The sequence below is a fragment of the Streptomyces enissocaesilis genome, assembly GCF_039533765.1.
Classification (GTDB): Bacteria; Actinomycetota; Actinomycetes; order Streptomycetales; family Streptomycetaceae; genus Streptomyces; species Streptomyces enissocaesilis.
Map to the genome: position 1 here is coordinate 207052 of NZ_BAAAUD010000034.1, position 18412 is coordinate 225463.

The 18412-nt window shown below is 72.0% G+C and carries 13 protein-coding genes and 2 pseudogenes; 8 read left to right on the top strand and 7 right to left on the bottom strand.

The window, feature by feature from the left end:
* Positions 1–8: 8 nt before the first annotated feature.
* Together ABD374_RS16130 and ABD374_RS16135 are read right to left on the bottom strand one after the other, a co-directional pair.
* Positions 9–653: an RNA polymerase sigma factor gene (locus ABD374_RS16130; protein ID WP_344495876.1), complete on the bottom strand. Its 645-nt coding sequence runs from the start codon at positions 651–653 to the stop codon at positions 9–11.
* Between the two features lie 351 nt (positions 654–1004).
* A pseudogene (locus tag ABD374_RS16135) lies at positions 1005–1217 on the bottom strand (beta-galactosidase); the annotation flags it as partial.
* Between the two features lie 65 nt (positions 1218–1282).
* Here ABD374_RS16135 and ABD374_RS16140 point away from each other — a divergent pair.
* Positions 1283–1648, top strand: a pseudogene (locus ABD374_RS16140) (substrate-binding domain-containing protein); the annotation flags it as partial.
* 149 nt (positions 1649–1797) lie between these two features.
* Here ABD374_RS16140 and ABD374_RS16145 read toward each other — a convergent pair.
* Both ABD374_RS16145 and ABD374_RS16150 read right to left on the bottom strand, forming a co-directional pair.
* Entirely contained in the window at positions 1798–2868 is a 1071-nt protein-coding gene (locus ABD374_RS16145; protein WP_344495725.1) for a glycerophosphodiester phosphodiesterase, read from the bottom strand.
* Between the two features lie 273 nt (positions 2869–3141).
* Positions 3142–4716 carry a peptidoglycan recognition protein family protein gene (locus tag ABD374_RS16150; RefSeq protein ID WP_344495727.1) on the bottom strand — a complete coding sequence of 525 codons (1575 nt, stop codon included), beginning with the start codon at positions 4714–4716 and terminating at the stop codon, positions 3142–3144.
* 221 nt (positions 4717–4937) lie between these two features.
* Here ABD374_RS16150 and ABD374_RS16155 point away from each other — a divergent pair, with 221 nt between their 5' ends.
* A complete protein-coding gene (locus ABD374_RS16155; protein WP_344495729.1) occupies positions 4938–5093 on the top strand; it encodes a hypothetical protein in 156 nt (51 codons plus the stop codon).
* A gap of 368 nt (positions 5094–5461) precedes the next feature.
* Here the strand turns inward: ABD374_RS16155 and ABD374_RS16160 are convergent, their stop codons facing one another.
* Together ABD374_RS16160 and ABD374_RS16165 are read right to left on the bottom strand one after the other, a co-directional pair.
* The gene (locus ABD374_RS16160; RefSeq protein ID WP_344495731.1) at positions 5462–7057 is read right to left on the bottom strand and encodes a glycoside hydrolase family 53 protein; all 1596 of its coding nucleotides are present in this window, start codon (positions 7055–7057) and stop codon (positions 5462–5464) included.
* Between the two features lie 89 nt (positions 7058–7146).
* The gene (locus tag ABD374_RS16165) at positions 7147–9168 is read right to left on the bottom strand and encodes a beta-galactosidase (RefSeq protein WP_344495733.1); all 2022 of its coding nucleotides are present in this window, start codon (positions 9166–9168) and stop codon (positions 7147–7149) included.
* A gap of 201 nt (positions 9169–9369) precedes the next feature.
* On the opposite strand from ABD374_RS16165, the gene ABD374_RS16170 reads away from it, so the two are divergent.
* The 6 genes from ABD374_RS16170 (at position 9370) to ABD374_RS16195 (ending at position 16452) form a co-directional block, all read left to right on the top strand.
* Complete coding sequence (locus ABD374_RS16170; RefSeq protein WP_344495735.1) at positions 9370–10692, top strand: ABC transporter substrate-binding protein; 1323 nt, start codon at positions 9370–9372, stop codon at positions 10690–10692.
* A gap of 188 nt (positions 10693–10880) precedes the next feature.
* A complete protein-coding gene (locus ABD374_RS16175) occupies positions 10881–11726 on the top strand; it encodes a carbohydrate ABC transporter permease (protein ID WP_344495878.1) in 846 nt (281 codons plus the stop codon).
* Positions 11723–12637: a carbohydrate ABC transporter permease gene (locus ABD374_RS16180; RefSeq protein ID WP_344495737.1), complete on the top strand. Its 915-nt coding sequence runs from the start codon at positions 11723–11725 to the stop codon at positions 12635–12637. Before ABD374_RS16175 ends, ABD374_RS16180 begins: the two co-directional genes overlap by 4 nt.
* Complete coding sequence (locus tag ABD374_RS16185; RefSeq protein WP_344495739.1) at positions 12634–13674, top strand: LacI family DNA-binding transcriptional regulator; 1041 nt, start codon at positions 12634–12636, stop codon at positions 13672–13674. The genes ABD374_RS16180 and ABD374_RS16185 overlap by 4 nt, the downstream gene beginning before the upstream one ends.
* 202 nt (positions 13675–13876) lie before the next feature.
* The gene (locus ABD374_RS16190; protein WP_425577254.1) at positions 13877–15115 is read left to right on the top strand and encodes an MFS transporter; all 1239 of its coding nucleotides are present in this window, start codon (positions 13877–13879) and stop codon (positions 15113–15115) included.
* Positions 15116–15378: 263 nt separating this feature from the next.
* Entirely contained in the window at positions 15379–16452 is a 1074-nt protein-coding gene (locus ABD374_RS16195; RefSeq protein ID WP_344495741.1) for a rhamnogalacturonan acetylesterase, read from the top strand.
* 84 nt (positions 16453–16536) lie between these two features.
* On the opposite strand, the gene ABD374_RS16200 is transcribed toward ABD374_RS16195, so the two are convergent.
* Positions 16537–18039, bottom strand: a complete 1503-nt coding sequence (locus ABD374_RS16200) for a SulP family inorganic anion transporter (RefSeq protein ID WP_344495743.1) — start codon at positions 18037–18039, stop codon at positions 16537–16539.
* Positions 18040–18412: the final 373 nt, after the last annotated feature.

Sequence of the window (18412 nt, forward strand, 5' to 3'; positions counted from 1 at the left end):
GGACGCACTCATCGGGCGCGTGTCGTACCCGAATCCGGTTCCATGGACCTGCGCAAGGAGCGCAGTGCCCGGCGGATATGGCTCTTCACCGTTCCCAGGGGCAGGCCCGTGCGGTCCGCGATCTGCGTCTGTGTGAGGTCGCCGTAGAAAGCAAGGCCCACCACGCGTCGCTGAGCCGACGGGAGCCGTTCCAGCTTCCGCGCGACGAGGACACGGTCGAGCGCCTCGTCCGTGCCGCCGCGGGTGTCGGGCGCGGGAGACTGCTCGTACCGCGTGGAGGCCGCCGCCACCAGTTCCGCCCGGCGCGCCCGGGCGGCGAGAGCGTCCGCGATCTTGTGGCGGGTGATGCCCACCAGCCAGCCCGCCAGGCCGCCCTGCCCGGGGCGGTAGCCGTGGCGGCCGCGCCAGGCGGCGAGAAAGACCTGCTGCGTGACGTCTTCGGCTTCGTGGTCGTCGCCGAGGGCCCGGCGGGCCAGTGTGTGCACGAGCGACCCCCAGCAGCGGTACACCGCTTCCACGCACCGCTCGTCGCCCGCGACGAAACCGGTGGCGAGCAGCTCTTCGTCACGACTCTCCTCGGCGCACCGCTCGGCGCGCGGCGTCCGCGCGAGCACGGCGGAACGCGTGGTGGTCCCGGGGCCCGACTGCGGCATGGCCGGCTCCTCATACCTTGATGAGCCCGCGCCGTTCGGGCGCGATGACACCCCGAGCGTTGTCCTTGGTCCCGAGGGAAGCAACTTGCATCGTTGGTGCGTCGTTTTCCTGATGCCGCCGCGCCGCGCGGACGGGCGCGAGCGGCGGGCATCCGCCCACCGCTCGCGCCACGAGCTCCGGTTCGTCCGCCGGGGGTGTCCGTGCCTGAGCGGTTGCTTCGGCCCGGTACCGGTGTGGGCCGTCACGTCGGACACCTTCCAGCGCTGGTGGGGGCCGGAGTTCGGCGTCCACAGCGTGACGGCGGCCTCGTCGTGCGTGGCCCGGCCGCCGATTTCGAGCAGGCTTCCGGTGGCGGCGTCGTCGGAGTGGTCGTGGACGTTGTGGCAGCCCAGCTCGTTGGAGACGTGCCAGGCCACCGGGGCGGGAGGGCCTGCGTACCGCTGCGCCATCCGCCGCACCAGGCGCAGCGCGTGTCTGCGGAAGACCGGTGAGGTGGGGCGCCAGTGCTGCCGTGCCCCCGGCCGCACCGTCTCGCCGGAGGCGGTCACCGGAAGGATCTCCGGTGGAGGCGCTTCCACTTCTTCGTGGCCGAAGTCGCGGGCGAAACCGGACTATTCCTGGACGCACCCCGCCCCTGGTGAGGGGCGACTGGTCGGCGGAGTCCGGCTGCCGGGCCGGTCTGGAACTCGCCTCCCAGCAGGACTGCACGGCGGTGTTCGCCGCCAACGACCAGATGGCACCGGGGCTCCTGCGGGCCCTGCACGAGCGGGGCCGGAAGGTGCCGGAAGACGTCAGCGTCATCGGTTTCGACGACATCCCCGAGGCCGGCTCCTTCCTGCCGCCCCTGACCACCGTTCACCAGGACTTCGCCGAAGTGGGACGGCGCCGCGTCGAGGGCGTCCTGCGGCAGATGCGTCACGACACGACAGAACACGGCACCACGCTCGTCCCCACGCGCCTCGTGGTGCGCGACAGCACCGCCCCGCCGCCCCCGCGCCAGCCCGGCGGGCACCGCTCCGGGGCTGCCCGCCCGCGTACCGGGAGAGGGGCACAGTCCCGCCGTGGAGGCACGCGCGGCCGCTCCCGGCCGGCGGGACCCTGTCCGCGAGGACGTCCGGCGCAGCCCCTTCCGGCCGAGGCCCTCTACGCGGCCGCGCCGGATCCGGAGGGCGCGCGGTACGCCTTGGGGAGCTTGAAGCCGTGGTCGCTCATCACGGTGCGCAGCCGGTCGGGGTAGTCGGTGATCATGCCGTCCACTCCGTCGCCGATCAGCTTGTTCATGGTGGCCGCGTCGTTGACCGTCCACGGGATCACCTTCATCCCGGCCGCGTGCGCCCTGGCCACCATGGCCTTGGTCACGTACGGCTCGTAGCCGGGGTCGTCGACGGTGCCGCCCTGGGGGGCGCCGTGCACCGGAGAGACGGCGTCCGCGCCGAACGACTCGGCCGCGGCGACGAGATCGCCGTCGAAGTCGTCGATGTCCAGGCCGCCCAGCCAGGGCGACCTGCCCTCCATGCCGGCCTGCAGGAACTGCTGCCCGTTGGTCAGCGCCACGATCGGCAGCCGCGGCTCGACCTGCCGCATCCGCATCAGCGCGCCCCAGTCGAAGCTCTGGACGGTCACCCGGCCGAGCACTCCGGCCCGGCGCACCTCGTCCGCCACGATCCGGACGAACTGCTCGCGGGGCGCGGTCTCGTGCGGAGCGCCGGCCTCGACCTTGGTCTCGACGTTCATCATGACCTTGCGGGCCCTGTACCGCTCGACGAGGCCGAAGACCTCGGAGAGCAGCGGCATCTTCGCACCGGGGCTGGGACGCTGTCCGGGGTACTGGGGAAGGGTCCGCGTCCCGCAGTCCAGCGTCCGCACCTGGGCGAAGGTGAGACCGGCGATGTACTTGCCGACGTACGGGTACTGCGGGTCCCCCGCGTACGCCGGGCCCGTGTCACGGCACTTGGCCGCGGCGATCCGCCGGTCGTGGGTCACGACGGCCTTGCCGTCCCTGGTGATCTGCACGTCGAGTTCCAGTGTGCCGACCCCGGTTTCGAGCGCGTTCGAGAACGAGGCGAGGGTGCTCTCGACGACGAGCCCGAGTCCTCCCCGGTGGGCCTGCAGGTCGAACGCGTGACGCCGGCCCTGCGGGCTGCTGCCGGCGGCCGCCGGGCCGGCCGGAGCCAGGGCGCAGACGGCCGAGAGGCCCACGAGGGCGGCTGCCACGAGCCTGCGCCGAACGGAGCGACCGGGACGGGCCGTCGGGGAGGGGAACACCATGTCGTGCCTTTCACGAGCGGCTGGGAGGCTCATTCCTGGTACAGCTTTCAGCGAGACCGTGGTCCGGAGGGCGGCTGCCGGGCGTCCTTCCGGTGGCGGCCCGATGACGATCGCGCCCTGTCCCCGGTGCCGGTGCCGGTCGGCGGTACGCGGCAGCGCCCCTCGTCCCCGGTGCCGCACCGGGGCGGCACCGGGCGGGGCCGTGGGCGCGCCCGCGGTTCAGCGGCCGGCCTGGAGCGCGGCCCAGGTCGCGCCGCCCACGACGCCGTCCGCGCCCAGGCCGCGGCTCGTCTGGTAGTCGCGGACCGCCTGCGCGGTGCCGGCGCCGAAGCGGCCGTCGACCGCCACCGTCCGGCCGAGGGCCGCGGTGAGGGCCCGCTGGAGACGTTCCACCGCCGCTCCCGTGGCTCCCTCCGCGAGCACGGGAGCGGCCCCGGCCGACAGCAGCGCCGTCCAGGTGCGGCGCCCGACGACACCGTCGGAGGGCAGACCGCGCGCCGTCTGGAAGCCCCGCACCGCGCTCGCGGTCCGGGAGCCGTAGACACCGTCCGCCGTTCCGGCGTCGTGGCCCTGGGCGTTCAGCAGCGACTGGGCGGCCTTCACCTGGGCTCCGGTGGAGCCGTCGGCCAGGGTGGAGTAGGAGGGGAAGCTGAGCTGGACGCCCCTGACCAGCTCCATGTAGTACGACCAGTTCCAGTTCGGACCCGGGTCGGTGTGGTCGTTGCCGGGCACCTCGACGTGACCCACGATGTGCGCACGGTCCTTGGGGATGCCGTACCGGTCGGCGAGGTGCCGGGTCAGGTGCGCCGAGGAGCGGTACATCGCGTCGGTGAACCAGGCGGGGTTGTCGACGTACCCCTCGTGCTCGAGGCCGACGCTGTACGGATTGCCCGAACGGGCGTGCCAGGCGGTGTCCTTGTCGCGCACCGTCTGCGTGACCTGGCCGTCCGAGGAGCGGATCAGATAGTGGGCGCTGACCTTCGAGGCAGGGTTCTGGAACCAGCTGATGGAGCCCGCGTACGAGCCCTGGGTGACGTGGACGACGACGTGGGTGATCGCCGCCGACCGCCCGACGGTGTAGTTCCCGCTGTGCGCCGGGACCCACAGGGCGGGCGCGTAGTCCGTACTGGAGACGCCCGTGTCGTGGGCCGGGACGTCCGCGTACCGTCCCCGGTCGGGCCGGACGGCGCGCGGTCGCACGGTGACGAGTTCGCCGCCCTCGGCGCGGGCGCTGATGCCCTCGGCCAGGAACAGGTAGACGGTGTCGGCGTACAGCCGGGACGTCCGCCGGTCGGTGGCCCCGCCGTACCGGGCCACCGCCTCGTACCACTCGGCCGTGTCGCGGCGCTCGGCGGCGCTCAGGCCCAGCTCGTCGGCGTACGCGCGGAGCACGGCCGCGCCGCCGCGGATGTTCGCCGCGGTGTCCCTGCGCAGCGTGGCGGGCGAGGCGCCGGTCAGCGCGGCGGCCTGCTCCAGGGTGCGCTGCCGGGGGTTGCTCGTCAGGTGCATCACGCCGTAGCCGTTCGCGTGGCTGGGCTCGCCGCGATGGCCGTCCAGGTGGGTCTCCCCGTGACCGACCGCCACGAGCACATCGCGCGGTACGCCGAACTCCTCGGCGGCCGCGCCGAAGGCCCGGCCGACAGAACCTTCCGTACTCCCTGTGCTCCCCGCGCTCTTCGCCGCCGGAGCGGGCAGCGCGGTGGCGGGCTGGGCGGCGATGGTCATCACGGTGGTGGTGAGCACGCCGAGAACGGACAACGCCGTACGTCTCCACAGTGCCGCGCACGGGTTCATGGTGCCTCCTGATCGGGTGGAGTTGGCAGCCCGGGCGGCCGTGGCAGCCCGCGCCCGTCGAGGCACACACTCCACCGGCTGGACATGTCCGCGTCAATATGTGCCGACGCCATGACAGGCTCCCCCGGTGTGGGGCGCGGGCGCATCCGGGGCCGCGGCCGTCGCGGCGGACTCTGACCACCGGCGGGAGGAAGCCATTTGACCACCGGCGGGAGGAAGCAATGGAACCGGCGGTCCTCCCCGACGGCAGGGTGTCCACCGTCGACCGCGGCACCAGCCAGGGCGGCGGCCAGGTCCGGATCTGCAACCCCGCCACCAAGAACACCACCGAGGCGCTGGGCCTGGACCTTGCCGCCCGCCACGAGGACTCGTACTGAAGACCGCCCTCGGCCACGAGGAGCACGCCGGCGGGATGGTCTCGCACCACGGCCGCACCGCCACGTTCGACACCGGTGAGGTGCGCGCCCGTCCCGAGGCGGTCCTCTTCTTCGTCGTCCGCGCGCTCTCCGCCGACCAGGGCGCGCCCCCTCACCCTGCGGCCCGAGCGGTGGCAGGCGGAGCACGCCGTCGAGCTGAACGGCCCCCAGGTCGTCACCGCCTCCTCGGCCACCGGCGGGGTCACCGCGCGGTCGCGTGTCCGTGCCGGTACGGACGGCTCCCGGCCGCCGGCCGCGTCATGGCGGTCGGTGCCGGGAGCGGTGGGTTCCCGGCCGCCGGGGAGGGCGGAGACGCCGGGGCGTCGCGCTCAGCGGTGCTTGAACCAGTCGGCGGCCGGCAGCGCCCGGTCGTCGTAGCCGAACAGCGCCTGGTTCTCCCAGCCGTTGCCGGACCCCGGGTCCGCCGGGTCCCAGCCGTTGCCGGACACCGCGGTCCAGGGCGCTTCCCAGTAGAAGACGCCCAGACCGCGGCCGTTCGGGACGGCCTCGACCACGCTGGTGATGTCCGCCAGCCAGGCGGCCTGCCCGGCGGGTGTGGCCGGGTAGCCGGGGATCAGCTCGCTCTCCTGGTCGATGATGTCGGTGTGGGTGTCCTCGCTTCCCAGGCGGAACGGGTAGGCGGTCTCCGCGACGAACACCGGCTTGCCGAAGCGCGCCGCGCTGTTGTCCAGCGTCGTCTGGAGCTCCGCGAGGGTGCCGTGCCAGTAGCCGTAGAAGGAGAGCCCGATGACGTCGAACCGCACGCCCTGGGCGACGGCGTTGTCGAACCACCACCGCGTACCGGCCCAGTCGCCGCCCTTGGCCAGGTGCAGGGCGACGGCCGTCGTGGGTGACACCGCCTTGGCCGCGTCGTGGCCCGCGTTGAGCAGTCCGGCGAGCTGCGGCCAGTGGGCGGTGGCACCGTCCGGCCAGAGCATCCCGCCGTTGATCTCGTTGCCGATCTGCACCATGTCCGGTGTGGTGCCCTGGGCCTTGAGCGCGCTCATCACGTCGTGCGTATGGGCGCGCACGTCGGCCTTGAGCTGCTCGTAGCTGTGACCGGCCCACGCCGCCGGCCTGCTCTGGGCCCCGGGATCGGCCCAGGTGTCCGAGTAGTGGAAGTCGACCAGGAGCTTCATGCCCTGTGCCTTGACACGCTTGGCCATCGCGAGGACGCGGGGCTTGTTGTTCCAGCCGTCGGCGGGGTTCACCCACACCTTCAGCCGGGCGTGGTTCATGCCGTGGGACTTCAGGATCGCGAGCCCGTCACCGGCGGCGCCGCCGGAGCCGCGGTAGACCCCGCCGAGGGCCTCGCTCTTGGGGAGGGAGGAGACGTCCGCCCCCTTGGCGGGAACGCCGGTCCGCCCCGGGGCGAAGGTGATGTCGTCGACGTTGATCCAATGGCCCGCCCGGGCATCGGAGTTGATGCTGATGGTGCACTGGCCGCCGGTCACGGTGACGGACGTGACGATCCGCACCCACGAGCTGGTGGAGACGGGCAGGGCGGTGCGCTGCTCGGCCGAGCCGCAGTTGCGCAGGGCGAGGTGGGCGGAGTTCTGGCCGCCGCTGGAGCGGACCCAGGCGGTGAGCGTCCAGGGGCCGTCGGCGATGCCGGAGAGGTACTGGTAGGTCTCCACCTGGTAGGCGGAGGGTGACCAGTGGCTGAGCCGGTGACCGCCGGAACGGCCGCCGGCCTCGGTGTAGGAGGCGGCGTGCTGGTTCGCCGCGGAGTAGGTGGACCAGTCTGCCGGGGTGGGCGTGGCGGCGGAGCCGGCCTCGAAACCTCCGTTGCCGAGCGAGGACGCGGCCTGCGCGGTGGTGGAGGGGAGGCCGGCCAGGGCCAGGCCGGCGAACAGGGGCAGGAGCAGGGCTCGTACCGCCCGGCGCGTGGTGCGAGATCTTGGCCGGAGCCTGAGTGGGAACACCGTTGTCCCTTCGGCGGGGAATGGGGGGGTGGTGGAGGTGGTGGGGAGGGGGACGAGCTCGCGGGCGGGTGGCCGGTGACGGGGGAGCGTCACCCCTCGAGGGCGACGACACGGACGGCGCCGGCCGGCGCCGTGAGCGCGCCCGCGACGCGCTCGCCGGTCAGCAGGTCGGTGCCGGGGGAGTCCAGTGCCACCTTTGCGTCCGCTGTCGTGTGGTTGATGACGAAGACGTAGGTGCCGCTCTCGCCGGAGCGGCGGACGACCTCCACGTCGTGCGGCAGCCCGGTGCGCGGAGCGATCCCCGCGTCCTCGCAGGCACGCTCGAGCACGGCGTCCAGGTGGGGGCCGGACAGCCGGCTGGAGAGGTACCAGGCCACGCCTTCGCCCAGGCGGTTGCGGGTCACGGCGGGCCGGCCGGCCGGGATGCCGTCGGCGTACGTCCACAGGGTCTCGGCCCCACGCGGTACGACGACCTCGGACCACACGTCGCCCGTCAGCTCCGCGCCGTCGGCGCCGGTCAGCCGTACCGTCTCGCCCGCCAGCAGCGGTGAGAACTCCTCCACGGTCAGGCCCAGTACGTCCCGCAGCGCGCCCGGGTACGCGCCGGGGTGCACGGCGTCGTGCTCGTCGACGATGCCGGAGAAGTACGACACGACGAGCGTGCCGCCGTTCTCGACGTACGCGCGGAGGTTGCGGCCGGCCGCCTCGGTCGTGAGGTAGAGCGCGGGGACCACGACCAGCGGGTAGCCGCTCAGGTCGGCCTCCGGGTGGGCGAAGTCGACGGTCAGGTGGCGGTCGTACAGCGCCTCGTAGAACGTGTCGGCGCGCTCGCGGGCGTCGTGGTCCTCGCTGGGGCGCCATTCGAGCTGCTGGGCCCACCAGGACTGCCAGTCCCACAGCACGGCGACGTCCGCGACCGTCCGGGTGGCGCGCAGGGGTTCCAGCGACTCGACCGCGCGTCCGAGTCCGACGACCTCGCGCCACACCCGGGAGTCGGTACCGGCGTGCGGAACCATCGCCGAGTGGAACTTCTCCGCGCCGCGCCGCGACTGGCGCCACTGGAAGAACATCGCGCCCTCGGAGCCGCGGGCCACGTGGGCGAGCGAGTTGCGCGCCATCTGGCCGGGGGCCTTGGCGGGGTTGCGCGGCTGCCAGCTGACGCCGGAGGTCGCGTGTTCGAGCAGCAGCCAGGGGGCCCCGCCGGCCACCGAGCGGGTGATGTCCGCCGTCATGGCGAGGTTGACGTGGGTGCGGCGTCCGTCGGTGATCAGGTAGTGGTCGTTGGTGACGATGTCGACCTCCCGTCCCCAGGCCCAGTAGTCGATCGTGTCGCACTGGCTGAGCGCGGTCATGAAGTTGGTGGTGACGGGCACGCCCGGCGCGAGCCGGTGCAGGATGTCCCGTTCGGCCACGAAGTTCTCGCGCAGGGTCGCGTCGGCGAAGCGGCGGTAGTCGAGCTGCTGGGCGGGGTTGCCGGTGGTGGGTGTGGTGCGCGGCGGGTCGATCTCCTCGAAGCCGCGGTAGCGCTGGCCCCAGAAGGCCGTTCCCCAGACCTCGTTGACCGCGTCGACGGTGCCGTACCGCGCGCGCAGCCACTGCCGGAAGTGGGCGCCGCACGTGTCGCAGTAGCAGGCCGAGACCGGGACGCCGTACTCGTTGTGCACGTGCCACAGGGCGAGTGCCGGGTGCCCGGCGTAACGCCGGGCCAGCTCGGTGGTGATCCGGGCCGCGGCCTGCCGGTACGCCGGTGAGCTGTGGCAGATCGCGCCGCGCGAGCCGAACGCCAGACGCCGTCCGTCCGGGTCGACGGGCAGGGCGTCGGGATGGGCGCGGTAGAACCAGGCGGGCGGCGCGACCGTGGGGGTGCCCAGGTCGGCGCGGATGCCGTTCGCGTCGAGCAGGTCCAGGACCCGGTCGAGCCAGCCGAAGTCGTACTCTCCCGGGTCCGGCTCCAGCAGCGCCCAGGAGAAGATCCCGACGCTCACCAGGGTGACGCCGGCTTCGCGCATCAGCCGTACGTCCTCGTGCCAGACGGATTCCGGCCACTGCTCCGGGTTGTAGTCACCGCCGAAAGCGAGTCGGGTCAGGCCCCTGGGCGTGGTCTCCGGCATCGATGTCCCCCTGCGAGGTAACGGTTCGTCTGATGATGAACTGGGAACGTACACAGAACTCTTCGTGCTCGTCCAGTAGTAAAAACGATGCATCGAATCCATTGACAAGTATCGAGCCTGTTTCTCTACTGTGAACGTTCACAGAAAAGTGCTGCGCCGCCCGCATCCGTCTCGGGCGCCGTCCGGCCCAGGGAGAAGTCCATGTCGTACGCCTCGTATCGCCGCTTTTTGGCCATGTCGGCCGCCGTCGCGCTGGGGGGTCCGGTTCTTGCCGGCTGCGGTTCGTCGGACGACGGTGACGCCGGTGCGCGGTCCGGCCCGGTGGAACTGACCTACTGGGCCTGGGCCCCCGGGATCGACAAGGTCGCGGACCTGTGGAACAAGGGGCCGGGCAAGAAGGAACAGATCACCGTCACGGTCAAGAAGCAGGCGGCCGGTGACGACCTGGTGACCAAGATCGTCACCGCCGCCAAGGCGAAGGAGGCACCTGACCTGGTGCAGGCCGAATACCAGGCCCTGCCGACCCTCGTCAGCAACGACGTGCTCGCCGACATCTCGGACGAGGCCGACGGCGCGCGCGGCGCCTTCGCCCCCGGCGTCTGGCAGCAGGTCACCCTCGGTTCGGACGCGGTCTACGCCGTACCGCAGGACTCCGGGCCGATGATGTTCTACTACCGCGAGGACCTGTTCGAGGAGTACGGCCTGAAGGTCCCCGCCACCTGGGACGAATTCGCCGAGACCGCCCGCGCGTTGAAGAAGAAGGCCCCGGACAAGGACCTCACCACCTTCTCCGCCAACGACTCCGGCCTCTTCGCCGGTCTTGCCCAGCAGGCCGGCGCCCGGTGGTGGACGACCGAGGGCGACAAGTGGAAGGTCGGCATCGACGACGCCGCCACCAGGAAGGTCGCCGACTTCTGGGGCGGCCTGGTCGCGGAGGACGTCATCGACAACCAGCCGATGTACACCCCGGCCTGGAACAAGGCGCTCAACACCGGACGGCAGATCGCCTGGGTCAGTGCCGTCTGGGCCCCGGGCACCCTCACCACCGCCGCCCCCGACACCAAGGGCAAGTGGGCCGTGGCGCCGTTGCCGCAGTGGTCCGCGTCGAAGCCCGCGACCGGCAGCTGGGGAGGCTCCACCACCGCCGTCACCAACGACAGCGAGCACAAGGCGGCCGCCGCCGCGTTCGCGACCTGGCTGAACACCGACCCGAAGGCGCTCGCGGCCCTGGTCGAGGAGAGCGGCATCTACCCGGCGGCCACCGCCGCCCAGAGCGGCGGCGCGCTCGCCGAGGCCCCCGACTACTTCTCCAACCAGCCCGGCTTCTACACCGAAGCGGCCGCAATCGCGAAGACCGCGGCCCCCGCGGCCTGGGGCCCGAACGTCAACGTCGCCTACACCACCTTCAAGGACGCCTTCGGCCGGGCCGCCAGGAACAAGGCGGGCTTCGGCGCGGCGCTCACCGCGGTGCAGGACAAGACCGTCGCGGACCTGAAGAAGAGCGGCTTCGGAGTCGCGCGGTGACACACCCGACGCCCCGGACGGCTTTGCCGCCGCCATCCCCTTCGTCCCCGCCGCCTCCGTCACCCCCGCCTTCCCCGTCACCCCCGCCGCGCCGGGCCCACCCGCCGGCCGGGCGGCGACCACGCCACCGGGCGGGAGGGCCGGGGCCGGCCCCCTACGCCTTCCTCGCCCCCGCCGTCGTCCTCTTCCTGCTCTTCTTCGCCCTGCCCATCGGCTACGCCGGCTACCTCAGCCTGCGCAAGGTCGAGATCGAAGGGCTGGGCCTGGGCCGGGGCGCACGCCAGGAGGTGTGGGCCGGCCTCGCGAACTACACCGACGCGCTGACCGATCCCGAACTGCTGGACGGTGCGCTCCGGGTCCTCGGGTACGGCGCGATCGTCGTTCCCGTGATGCTGGGCCTGGCCCTCGCCCTGGCCCTGCTGCTCGACACGGACCGGATACGGCTCGCCTCCTTCTCCCGGCTCGCGATCTTCCTCCCGTACGCCGTCCCGGGCGTGGTCGCGGCCCTGCTGTGGGGATTCCTCTACCTCCCCGACGTCAGCCCCTTCGCGTACCTCCTGGAGCAGGTGGGGCTGTCCCAGCCCGACCTCCTCGACGGCGCACCGCTGTACGGCGCGCTCGCCAACATCGCGGTCTGGGGCGGCACCGGCTTCAACATGATCGTCATCTACACCTCGCTGCGCGCCATCCCCGTCGAGGTGTACGAGGCCGCCGGGCTCGACGGCTGCACGCCGCTGCAGACCGCACTGCGCATCAAGATCCCGATGGTGGCGCCCTCGCTGGTGCTCACCTTCTTCTTCTCGATCATCGCGACCCTGCAGGTGTTCGCCGAGCCGACCACGCTCAAACCGCTCACCAACTCCGTTTCCACCACCTGGAGTCCGCTGATGAAGGTCTACCAGGACGCGTTCGTCAAGGGAGACATCCACGCGGCGGCCGCCGAGGCGGTGCTGATCGCCGCGGCGACGCTCCTGCTCTCGTTCGGGTTCCTGCGCCTGGCGAACTCCCGCACCAAGCAGGGGGCCTCCCGGTGACCGCGGTAACCGTACGCAAGAGCGCGCCCGCCGCCGGTTCCACGCCGGGCACGGCCCAGGGGCCGCCCGGCCGCCCGCGCCGCAGCCGCGCCGGACTCCTGCCCAGCGCCGCCCTGCTGCTGGGAGCCGCGTACTGCCTGCTGCCCGTGATCTGGGTGGTCGTCGCCGCGACCAAGGGCTCCGACGAGCTGTTCGCCACCTTCACCTTCCTGCCGGGCACCGGTCTCGCGGACAACCTGGACGACCTGACCGCGTACCGCGACGGTGTCTTCTGGCAGTGGATGCTCAACTCCGGCTTCTACGCGGGCTGCGGCGCGCTGCTGTCCACGGCGGTGTCGGCCGTGTCCGGCTACGCGCTCGCGATGTACCGGTTCCGCGGCCGCGAGGCGCTGTTCAACGTCCTGCTCGCCGGCGTCCTGATGCCTCCCGTGATCCTCGCCGTACCGCAGTACCTGCTGCTGGCCAAGGCCGAGCTGACCGATTCCTACCTCTCGGTCCTGCTGCCGCTGGTCCTGTCCCCGTACGGCGTCTACCTCGCGCGGATCTACGCCGCCGCCGCGGTGCCCGCCGATGTCGTCGAGGCCGCGCGGATGGACGGCGCGGGGGAGTGGCGGATCTTCACCCGCATCGGGCTGCCGATGATGGTGCCCGGCCTGGTGACGGTGTTCCTCTTCCAGTTCACCGCGATCTGGAACAACTTCCTGCTGCCGTACATCATGCTCGGCGACGACGAGAAGTTCCCGATCACGCTGGGGCTCTTCACCCTCCTCTCCCAGGGATCGAACCAGCCGTCCCTCTACACCCTGGTGATCACCGGCGCCCTGCTCGCCGTTGTCCCGCTGATCGCCCTGTTCCTGGCCGTCCAGCGCTTCTGGAGCCTGGACCTGCTGTCCGGAGCCGTAAAGTCGTGACCATGAACACCAACGGGGGCCGGCGCAGGGCGGCCAAGCCGCCGACGATCCACGACGTCGCCCGCGAGGCCGGCGTCTCACGTGGGACGGTCTCCCGCGTCCTCAACGGCGGGCATTACGTCAGCCCCGCCGCACGCGAGTCGGTCGAGGCCGCGATCAGCAGGACGGGTTACGTCGTCAACCGGCACGCCCGGTCGCTCATCACCGGCCGCTCCGACTCGGTCGCCTTCCTGCTCACCGAGCCGCAGGAGCGGTTCTTCGAGGATCCCAACTTCAATGTGCTGCTGAGGGCCTGCACGCAGTCCCTCGCGGACCACGACATCCCCCTGCTGCTGATGATCGCCGGCACCGAGGCGGAACGCCGCCGCATAACGCGCTACATCACCGCGGGCCACGTCGACGGGGTCCTCCTCGTCTCCAGCCACACCGGGGACCCGGCCGCCGACCAGCTGCGGGACGCGGGCGTGCCCCTCGTCGCCTGTGGAAAGCCCATCGGCCACACGGGGAAGGTCAGTTACGTCGCGGCCGACGACCGCGACGGCGCCCATGACATGGTGCGCCACCTGTACGCCTCCGGGCGCCGGCGCATCGCCACGATCACCGGCCCGCTGGACACACCCGGCGGCATCGACCGGCTCGCCGGCTACCGGCAGGCGCTGGCGGAAACGGGCCTGGAGGCCGACGAACGGCTCGTCGCCACGGGCGACTACACCCGGGTGGGCGGGGAACACGCGGCCGAGCGGCTGCTGGCGGCCGTACCGGACATGGACGCCCTGTTCGTCGCCTCCGACCTCATGGCACAGGGAGCCCTCACGGCACTGAAGCGGGCGAACCGCCGGGTGCCCGAGGACATCGCGGTCGGCGGCTTCGACGACTCGCCCGCCGCGCTCGCCACCACTCCGGAACTCACCACCATCCGCCAGCCCTGGGACCGCATCGCGTCAGAGATGGTCCGCCTCCTGCTCGCACAGATCGGCGGCGCGGACACCTCGGCGGTGATCCTGCCGACGGAACTGGTGAGCCGGGGCACGGTGTGACGACCCACTCCCGCTGACGCCGTGTGACGACCCACTCCTGCTGACGTCCCACTCCCGCTGACGGGCGGGCGCCGGGCTGCCCATCGCCCGGCGCCCGGAGGCCACGCCTCCGTACCCCCTGCGCCGCACATCTGCGCGTCGACCCGCACGGCGCAACCATGTCCTCCGCCCGCGTGAGCGCGGGCCGGCCAGTGGAGCCCCCATGAGCGATGACACCCTGAGACAACGCCGCGCCGGAACTCCCCCCGGAATTTCCGCCGAAACCCCGGCCGAAGCCCCCGGGACACGGATCTTCACCGGTCCGGCCGTGGTGGCCTCCTGTGTCGGCTTCGTCCTGATCGGCGCCCTCCAGGCCCCCTACGGGCCCGCCATCCCCGCCCTGCGCGAGAAGTTCGGCCTCTCCCCGTCGGGAGCGGGGCTCGCGCTGAGCGCCCACTTCGTCGGCGGGGTCGTCGGTGTGCTGCTGTTCGACCAGTTGTACGGACGAGTGGGCAACCGCTCCGTCATCGGCGCCTCGTACCTGCTCATGGCCGTCGGAACGGCCGGTTTCGCGCTCGCGCCGAGCCGGCCGGTCGCCCTGCTCGCCGCGTTACTGGCCGGCTTCGGGTTCGGCGGCATCGACTACGGGCTCAACCAGCTGTTCGCGGTCGGGTTCGGCGAACGCTCCACCACGATGCCGAACATCCTCAACGCCCACTTCGGCGTGGGCGCCATCCTCGGCCCCGCGCTGATAGCCGCCGTGGGAGCGGCGCACTACGGAGCCGTCTTTCTCGGTTTCGAGCTGGTGACCCTGCCGCTGATGCTGTGCCTGGGCGGGATACGCCGGACGGCCGCGCGGGCGGCGGACGGCGAGGCCGACCCCTCGGGAACACGCCCGCAGGCGCGCGGCAGAAGCCTCGGCACGGTGCTGGCGGTGTTCGTCACCCTCTACGTACTGCACGTGGCCATCGAAGCGGGCGTCGGCGGCTGGGAACCCACGCACCTGGAGACGGTCGGCTGCAGCGCGGGTGCCGCCGCCACCGCCACCTCCGTGTACTGGCTGATGATGACCGTCGGCCGGTTCCTGGTGGCACCGGTCGCCCTGCGCTTCTCCGCGCAGTCCATCATCGCCGTTTCCTGCGCGGGAATGACGGGGTGCCTGTTGCTGGCGGGAGTACCGGGGCTGGCGCCGTATGCATATGCGGGTGTCGGGCTGTTCATCGCCCCGATCTTCCCCACCGGCCTGCCGTGGCTCAGCAGGGCCCCCCGCGCCCGCCGCGCCGGAGCCCTGGTGATCGCCGCGTCCATGGTGGGCGGGGTGGCCGCCGGGCCCGTTCTGGGCAGGGCCATCGAACTGTCCGGCGTCCGCGCCGTACCGCTGCTGCTGTGCGCCCTCTCCGCCGCGTGCCTGGCCGCGACCGTCTGGCTGATCCGGGCCACCCGCCCCGCAGAGGACCACTGACCGTGCGGGAGCGCGGGTGGGGTGCACGAGGGGTTGACCCGGCGGTACGTCTGTTGGGAACCTTCCCTCGCTCAGCAAGCGCTTTCTGTTCTTTGGCGCTCCCCTCGGATCCTCTCTTCGCGGAAGGGCTGCGCGAGCAGGCAGTGAATCGTTTCACGGCGTCGGTTGGGACGCGCATGCCCACAAGACGTGTCCCGGGCGGAGACGGGGACTCAGGGCGGCGCCCGGCGACAGGCACCCCGCACCCTCCTGGAGGAGCTCGTATGACTCGTACGACGAGTAGGAAACGCACCGCCGTGCTGGCCGCGCTGACGGCCGCCGCCGGCTGCCTGGCCACCGTGCCGGCCGGTGCCGCGCCCGGACAGGAAACCGGGCGCGGCGGAAGCGGCCTCGAACGCTGCGCCGGCACCGGACCTGTCGTGTGCCACTTCGATGTCGCGCCGGGAACGTACGACGTCGCGGTCACCCTCGGCGGAACACCGGCGGGCAGCACCTCCGTCGCCGCCGAGACCCGCCGCACCCTGCTCGCCGAGACCGTCACGGCGCCGGGGCAGCGTGCCCGCCGTACCTTCACGGTGAGCGTCCGTACCCCGGAGGGTGAGCCCACCGGCCCCGCCGGAACGCCCGGCCTCACCCTCACCTTCGCCGGAGCCGCCCCCGCTCCGGCCGCGGTCCGCGTCACCCCCGCTCCGCACGCCCGCCGGATACTGCTGGTCGGGGACTCGACGGTGTGCGACCAGCCGGGGGAGCCGTACTCCGGCTGGGGCCAGCAGTTGCCGCAGTACCTGAAGCGCGGTGCGGTCGTCGCCAACTACGGCGACTCCGGCGAGAGCAGCGCGAGCTACCTGGAGAGCCCCGCGCTCTTCCCGGCCGTCCAACCGCTCGTCCGGCGCGGCGACCTGGTGCTCGTCCAGCTCGCCCACAACGACAAGCAGACCGGCGCGGCGGCCTATCGCGCCAACCTCACCGCGCTCGTCGACGGAGTGCGCGCGCGTGGAGGCCGCCCCGCCCTCGTGACGCCCGTCGTCCGCCGCTGGTTCAACGCCGACGCCACCCTGAACAACGACACCGCCCTGCTGGTCAACGGTCTCGGCGTGAACCACCCGGCGGAGATACGCGCCCTGTCGGCGGAGCTGGGAACCCCGCTGGTCGATCTCACGGCCCTCACCAGGAAACGGGTGGAGGAGCTCGGCCCCGAGGCGTCCAAGGCCCTCTACCTGACGGCGGAGAAGCGCGACAACACGCACACCTCGGTGCGTGGCGCGACCGAGTACGCGCGCCTGGTCCTCGACGCCCTGCGCGAGCAGCGGCTGATACCGGAGCGGCTCGTCCGCTGAGCGGCGAAGCCGAGGGGGAGGGATTCCCCGCGCACGCTCACCGCACCGGCCGTCGCAGCGGGCCGCCGAATCGGCGGGCGGTTCTCAGTGGCCGGCGGTGAGCTGCCCGGCGAGCTTCTCGTGCATCTCGGCGCTGGGATCGTTCAGGCCGACGATGGTGACCTTCTTGCCGCGCCGGGCGTACTTGGTCTCGACGGCGTCCAGGGCGGCGACCGAGGAGGCGTCCCAGATGTGGGCGCCGGAGAGGTCGATGACGACGTCGTCCGGGTCGTCCTTGTAGTTGAACTGGTGGACGAGGTCGTTGGACGAGGCGAAGAACAGCTCGCCGGTGACCGCGTAGACGACCTGGCTGCCGTCGGGGCCGACGACTCCGGAGACCCGGGCCAGGTGGGCGACGCGCTTGGCGAAGACGACCATGGCGGTGACCGAGCCGAGAACGACGCCGATGGCGAGGTTGTGGGTGGCGACCACGGCGGCGACGGTGACGGCCATGACGGTGGTCTCGCCCACCGGCATCCGCCTGAGCGTCCCGGGCTGGACGGAGTGCCAGTCGAAGGTGGCGACCGAGACCAGGATCATCACCGCGACCAGCGCCGCCATCGGGATGTCCGAGACGACCGGGCCGAAGACGATGCACAGGACCATGAGGAAGGATCCGGCCAGGAACGTGGACAGGCGGGTGCGGGCGCCGGACGTCTTCACGTTGATCATGGTCTGGCCGATCATGGCGCAGCCGCCCATGCCACCGAAGAAGCCGGTGACGATGTTGGCGATGCCCTGGCCGATGGACTCGCGGGTCTTGTCGGAGTGCGTGTCGGTGATGTCGTCGACGAGCTTGGCGGTCATCAGCGACTCCATCAGCCCGACCAGCGCGAAGGCGAAGGCGTACGGGGCGATGGTGGTCAGCGTGTCCGTCGTGAAGGGCACGTCCGGCAGGCCCGGCACCGGGAGCGAGGAGGGCAGGTCACCCTTGTCGCCCACGGTCGGCACCGCGATGCCGGCGGCGACCGTGATCACGGTCAGGACGACGATCGAGACCAGCGGGGCCGGGACCACCTTGGTGATCTTCGGGAAGAGCACCATGAGCACCAGGCCGCCGGCGATCAGCGGGTAGACGGCCCAGGGCACGTCCCGCATCTCGGGCACCTGGGCCATGAAGATCAGGATCGCGAGGGCGTTCACGAAGCCGACCATCACCGAGCGCGGCACGAAACGCATCAGCCTGGCGACGCCCAGAGCGCCGAGAACGACCTGGATGAGGCCGCCGAGAATGACCGCGGCGATCAGGTGCCCGAGCCCGTACTCATGGTTGAGCGGGGCGATGACCAGGGCGATCGCACCGGTCGCGGCCGAGATCATGGCCTTGCGGCCGCCCACGATCGAGATCACCACGGCCATGGTGAAGGACGCGAAGAGGCCGATGCCGGGGTCGACGCCGGCGATGATCGAGAACGAGATCGCCTCGGGGATCAGGGCCAGCGCGACCACGAGGCCGGCCAGCACCTCGGTGCGGAAGACCTTCGGGGAGTCGAGCCAGTCGGGCTTGGTGATGCGCAACCTGGGGGCCGTGGGCAGCGGTGAAGACATGCAACCGTTTCTGTTCGGGCGCACGCATCCGTCCGCTGGATGCACACGCGTCGTACTCGGCTCCGCGCCAAGGGGCGGAGGTCCCGGCGGCCCGGCCTCGAAGGGGGCCCTGCCGGATGGAGCGGCAGCCGTCGTGGCTGCCGGTCGGGCATCATCGCCCGGAAGTCTGCCGGCGGAGCCGGCCGGTCGGGGCCTTCGCTCCGATGAGGTCGCCGTGGCTGAATCTGCCCGGTCCGGAACCCGCACCGACACCCTACCCTGACGTGAGGGCAGAGTCCGAGGGGTGGCGTGCGAAGCGCGCAGCTGAACGAGCCTTCGGGGTGCGCGATCCCGGAAACGTAGGCTGAAGCGCTTCACATGTTCGGCACGCGAC

What these genes read in the sequence shown, in the direction of transcription:
- ABD374_RS16130 (WP_344495876.1), bottom strand. Translation starts at nt 653, where the DNA reads ATGCCGCAGTCGGGCCCCGGGACCACCACGCGTTCCGCCGTGCTCGCG.
- ABD374_RS16150 (WP_344495727.1), bottom strand. Translation starts at nt 4,716, where the DNA reads ATGAACCCGTGCGCGGCACTGTGGAGACGTACGGCGTTGTCCGTTCTC.
- ABD374_RS16155 (WP_344495729.1), top strand. Translation starts at nt 4,938, where the DNA reads ATGGAACCGGCGGTCCTCCCCGACGGCAGGGTGTCCACCGTCGACCGC.
- ABD374_RS16165 (WP_344495733.1), bottom strand. Translation starts at nt 9,168, where the DNA reads ATGCCGGAGACCACGCCCAGGGGCCTGACCCGACTCGCTTTCGGCGGT.
- ABD374_RS16170 (WP_344495735.1), top strand. Translation starts at nt 9,370, where the DNA reads ATGTCGTACGCCTCGTATCGCCGCTTTTTGGCCATGTCGGCCGCCGTC.
- ABD374_RS16190 (WP_425577254.1), top strand. Translation starts at nt 13,877, where the DNA reads ATGAGCGATGACACCCTGAGACAACGCCGCGCCGGAACTCCCCCCGGA.
- ABD374_RS16195 (WP_344495741.1), top strand. Translation starts at nt 15,379, where the DNA reads ATGACTCGTACGACGAGTAGGAAACGCACCGCCGTGCTGGCCGCGCTG.
- ABD374_RS16200 (WP_344495743.1), bottom strand. Translation starts at nt 18,039, where the DNA reads ATGTCTTCACCGCTGCCCACGGCCCCCAGGTTGCGCATCACCAAGCCC.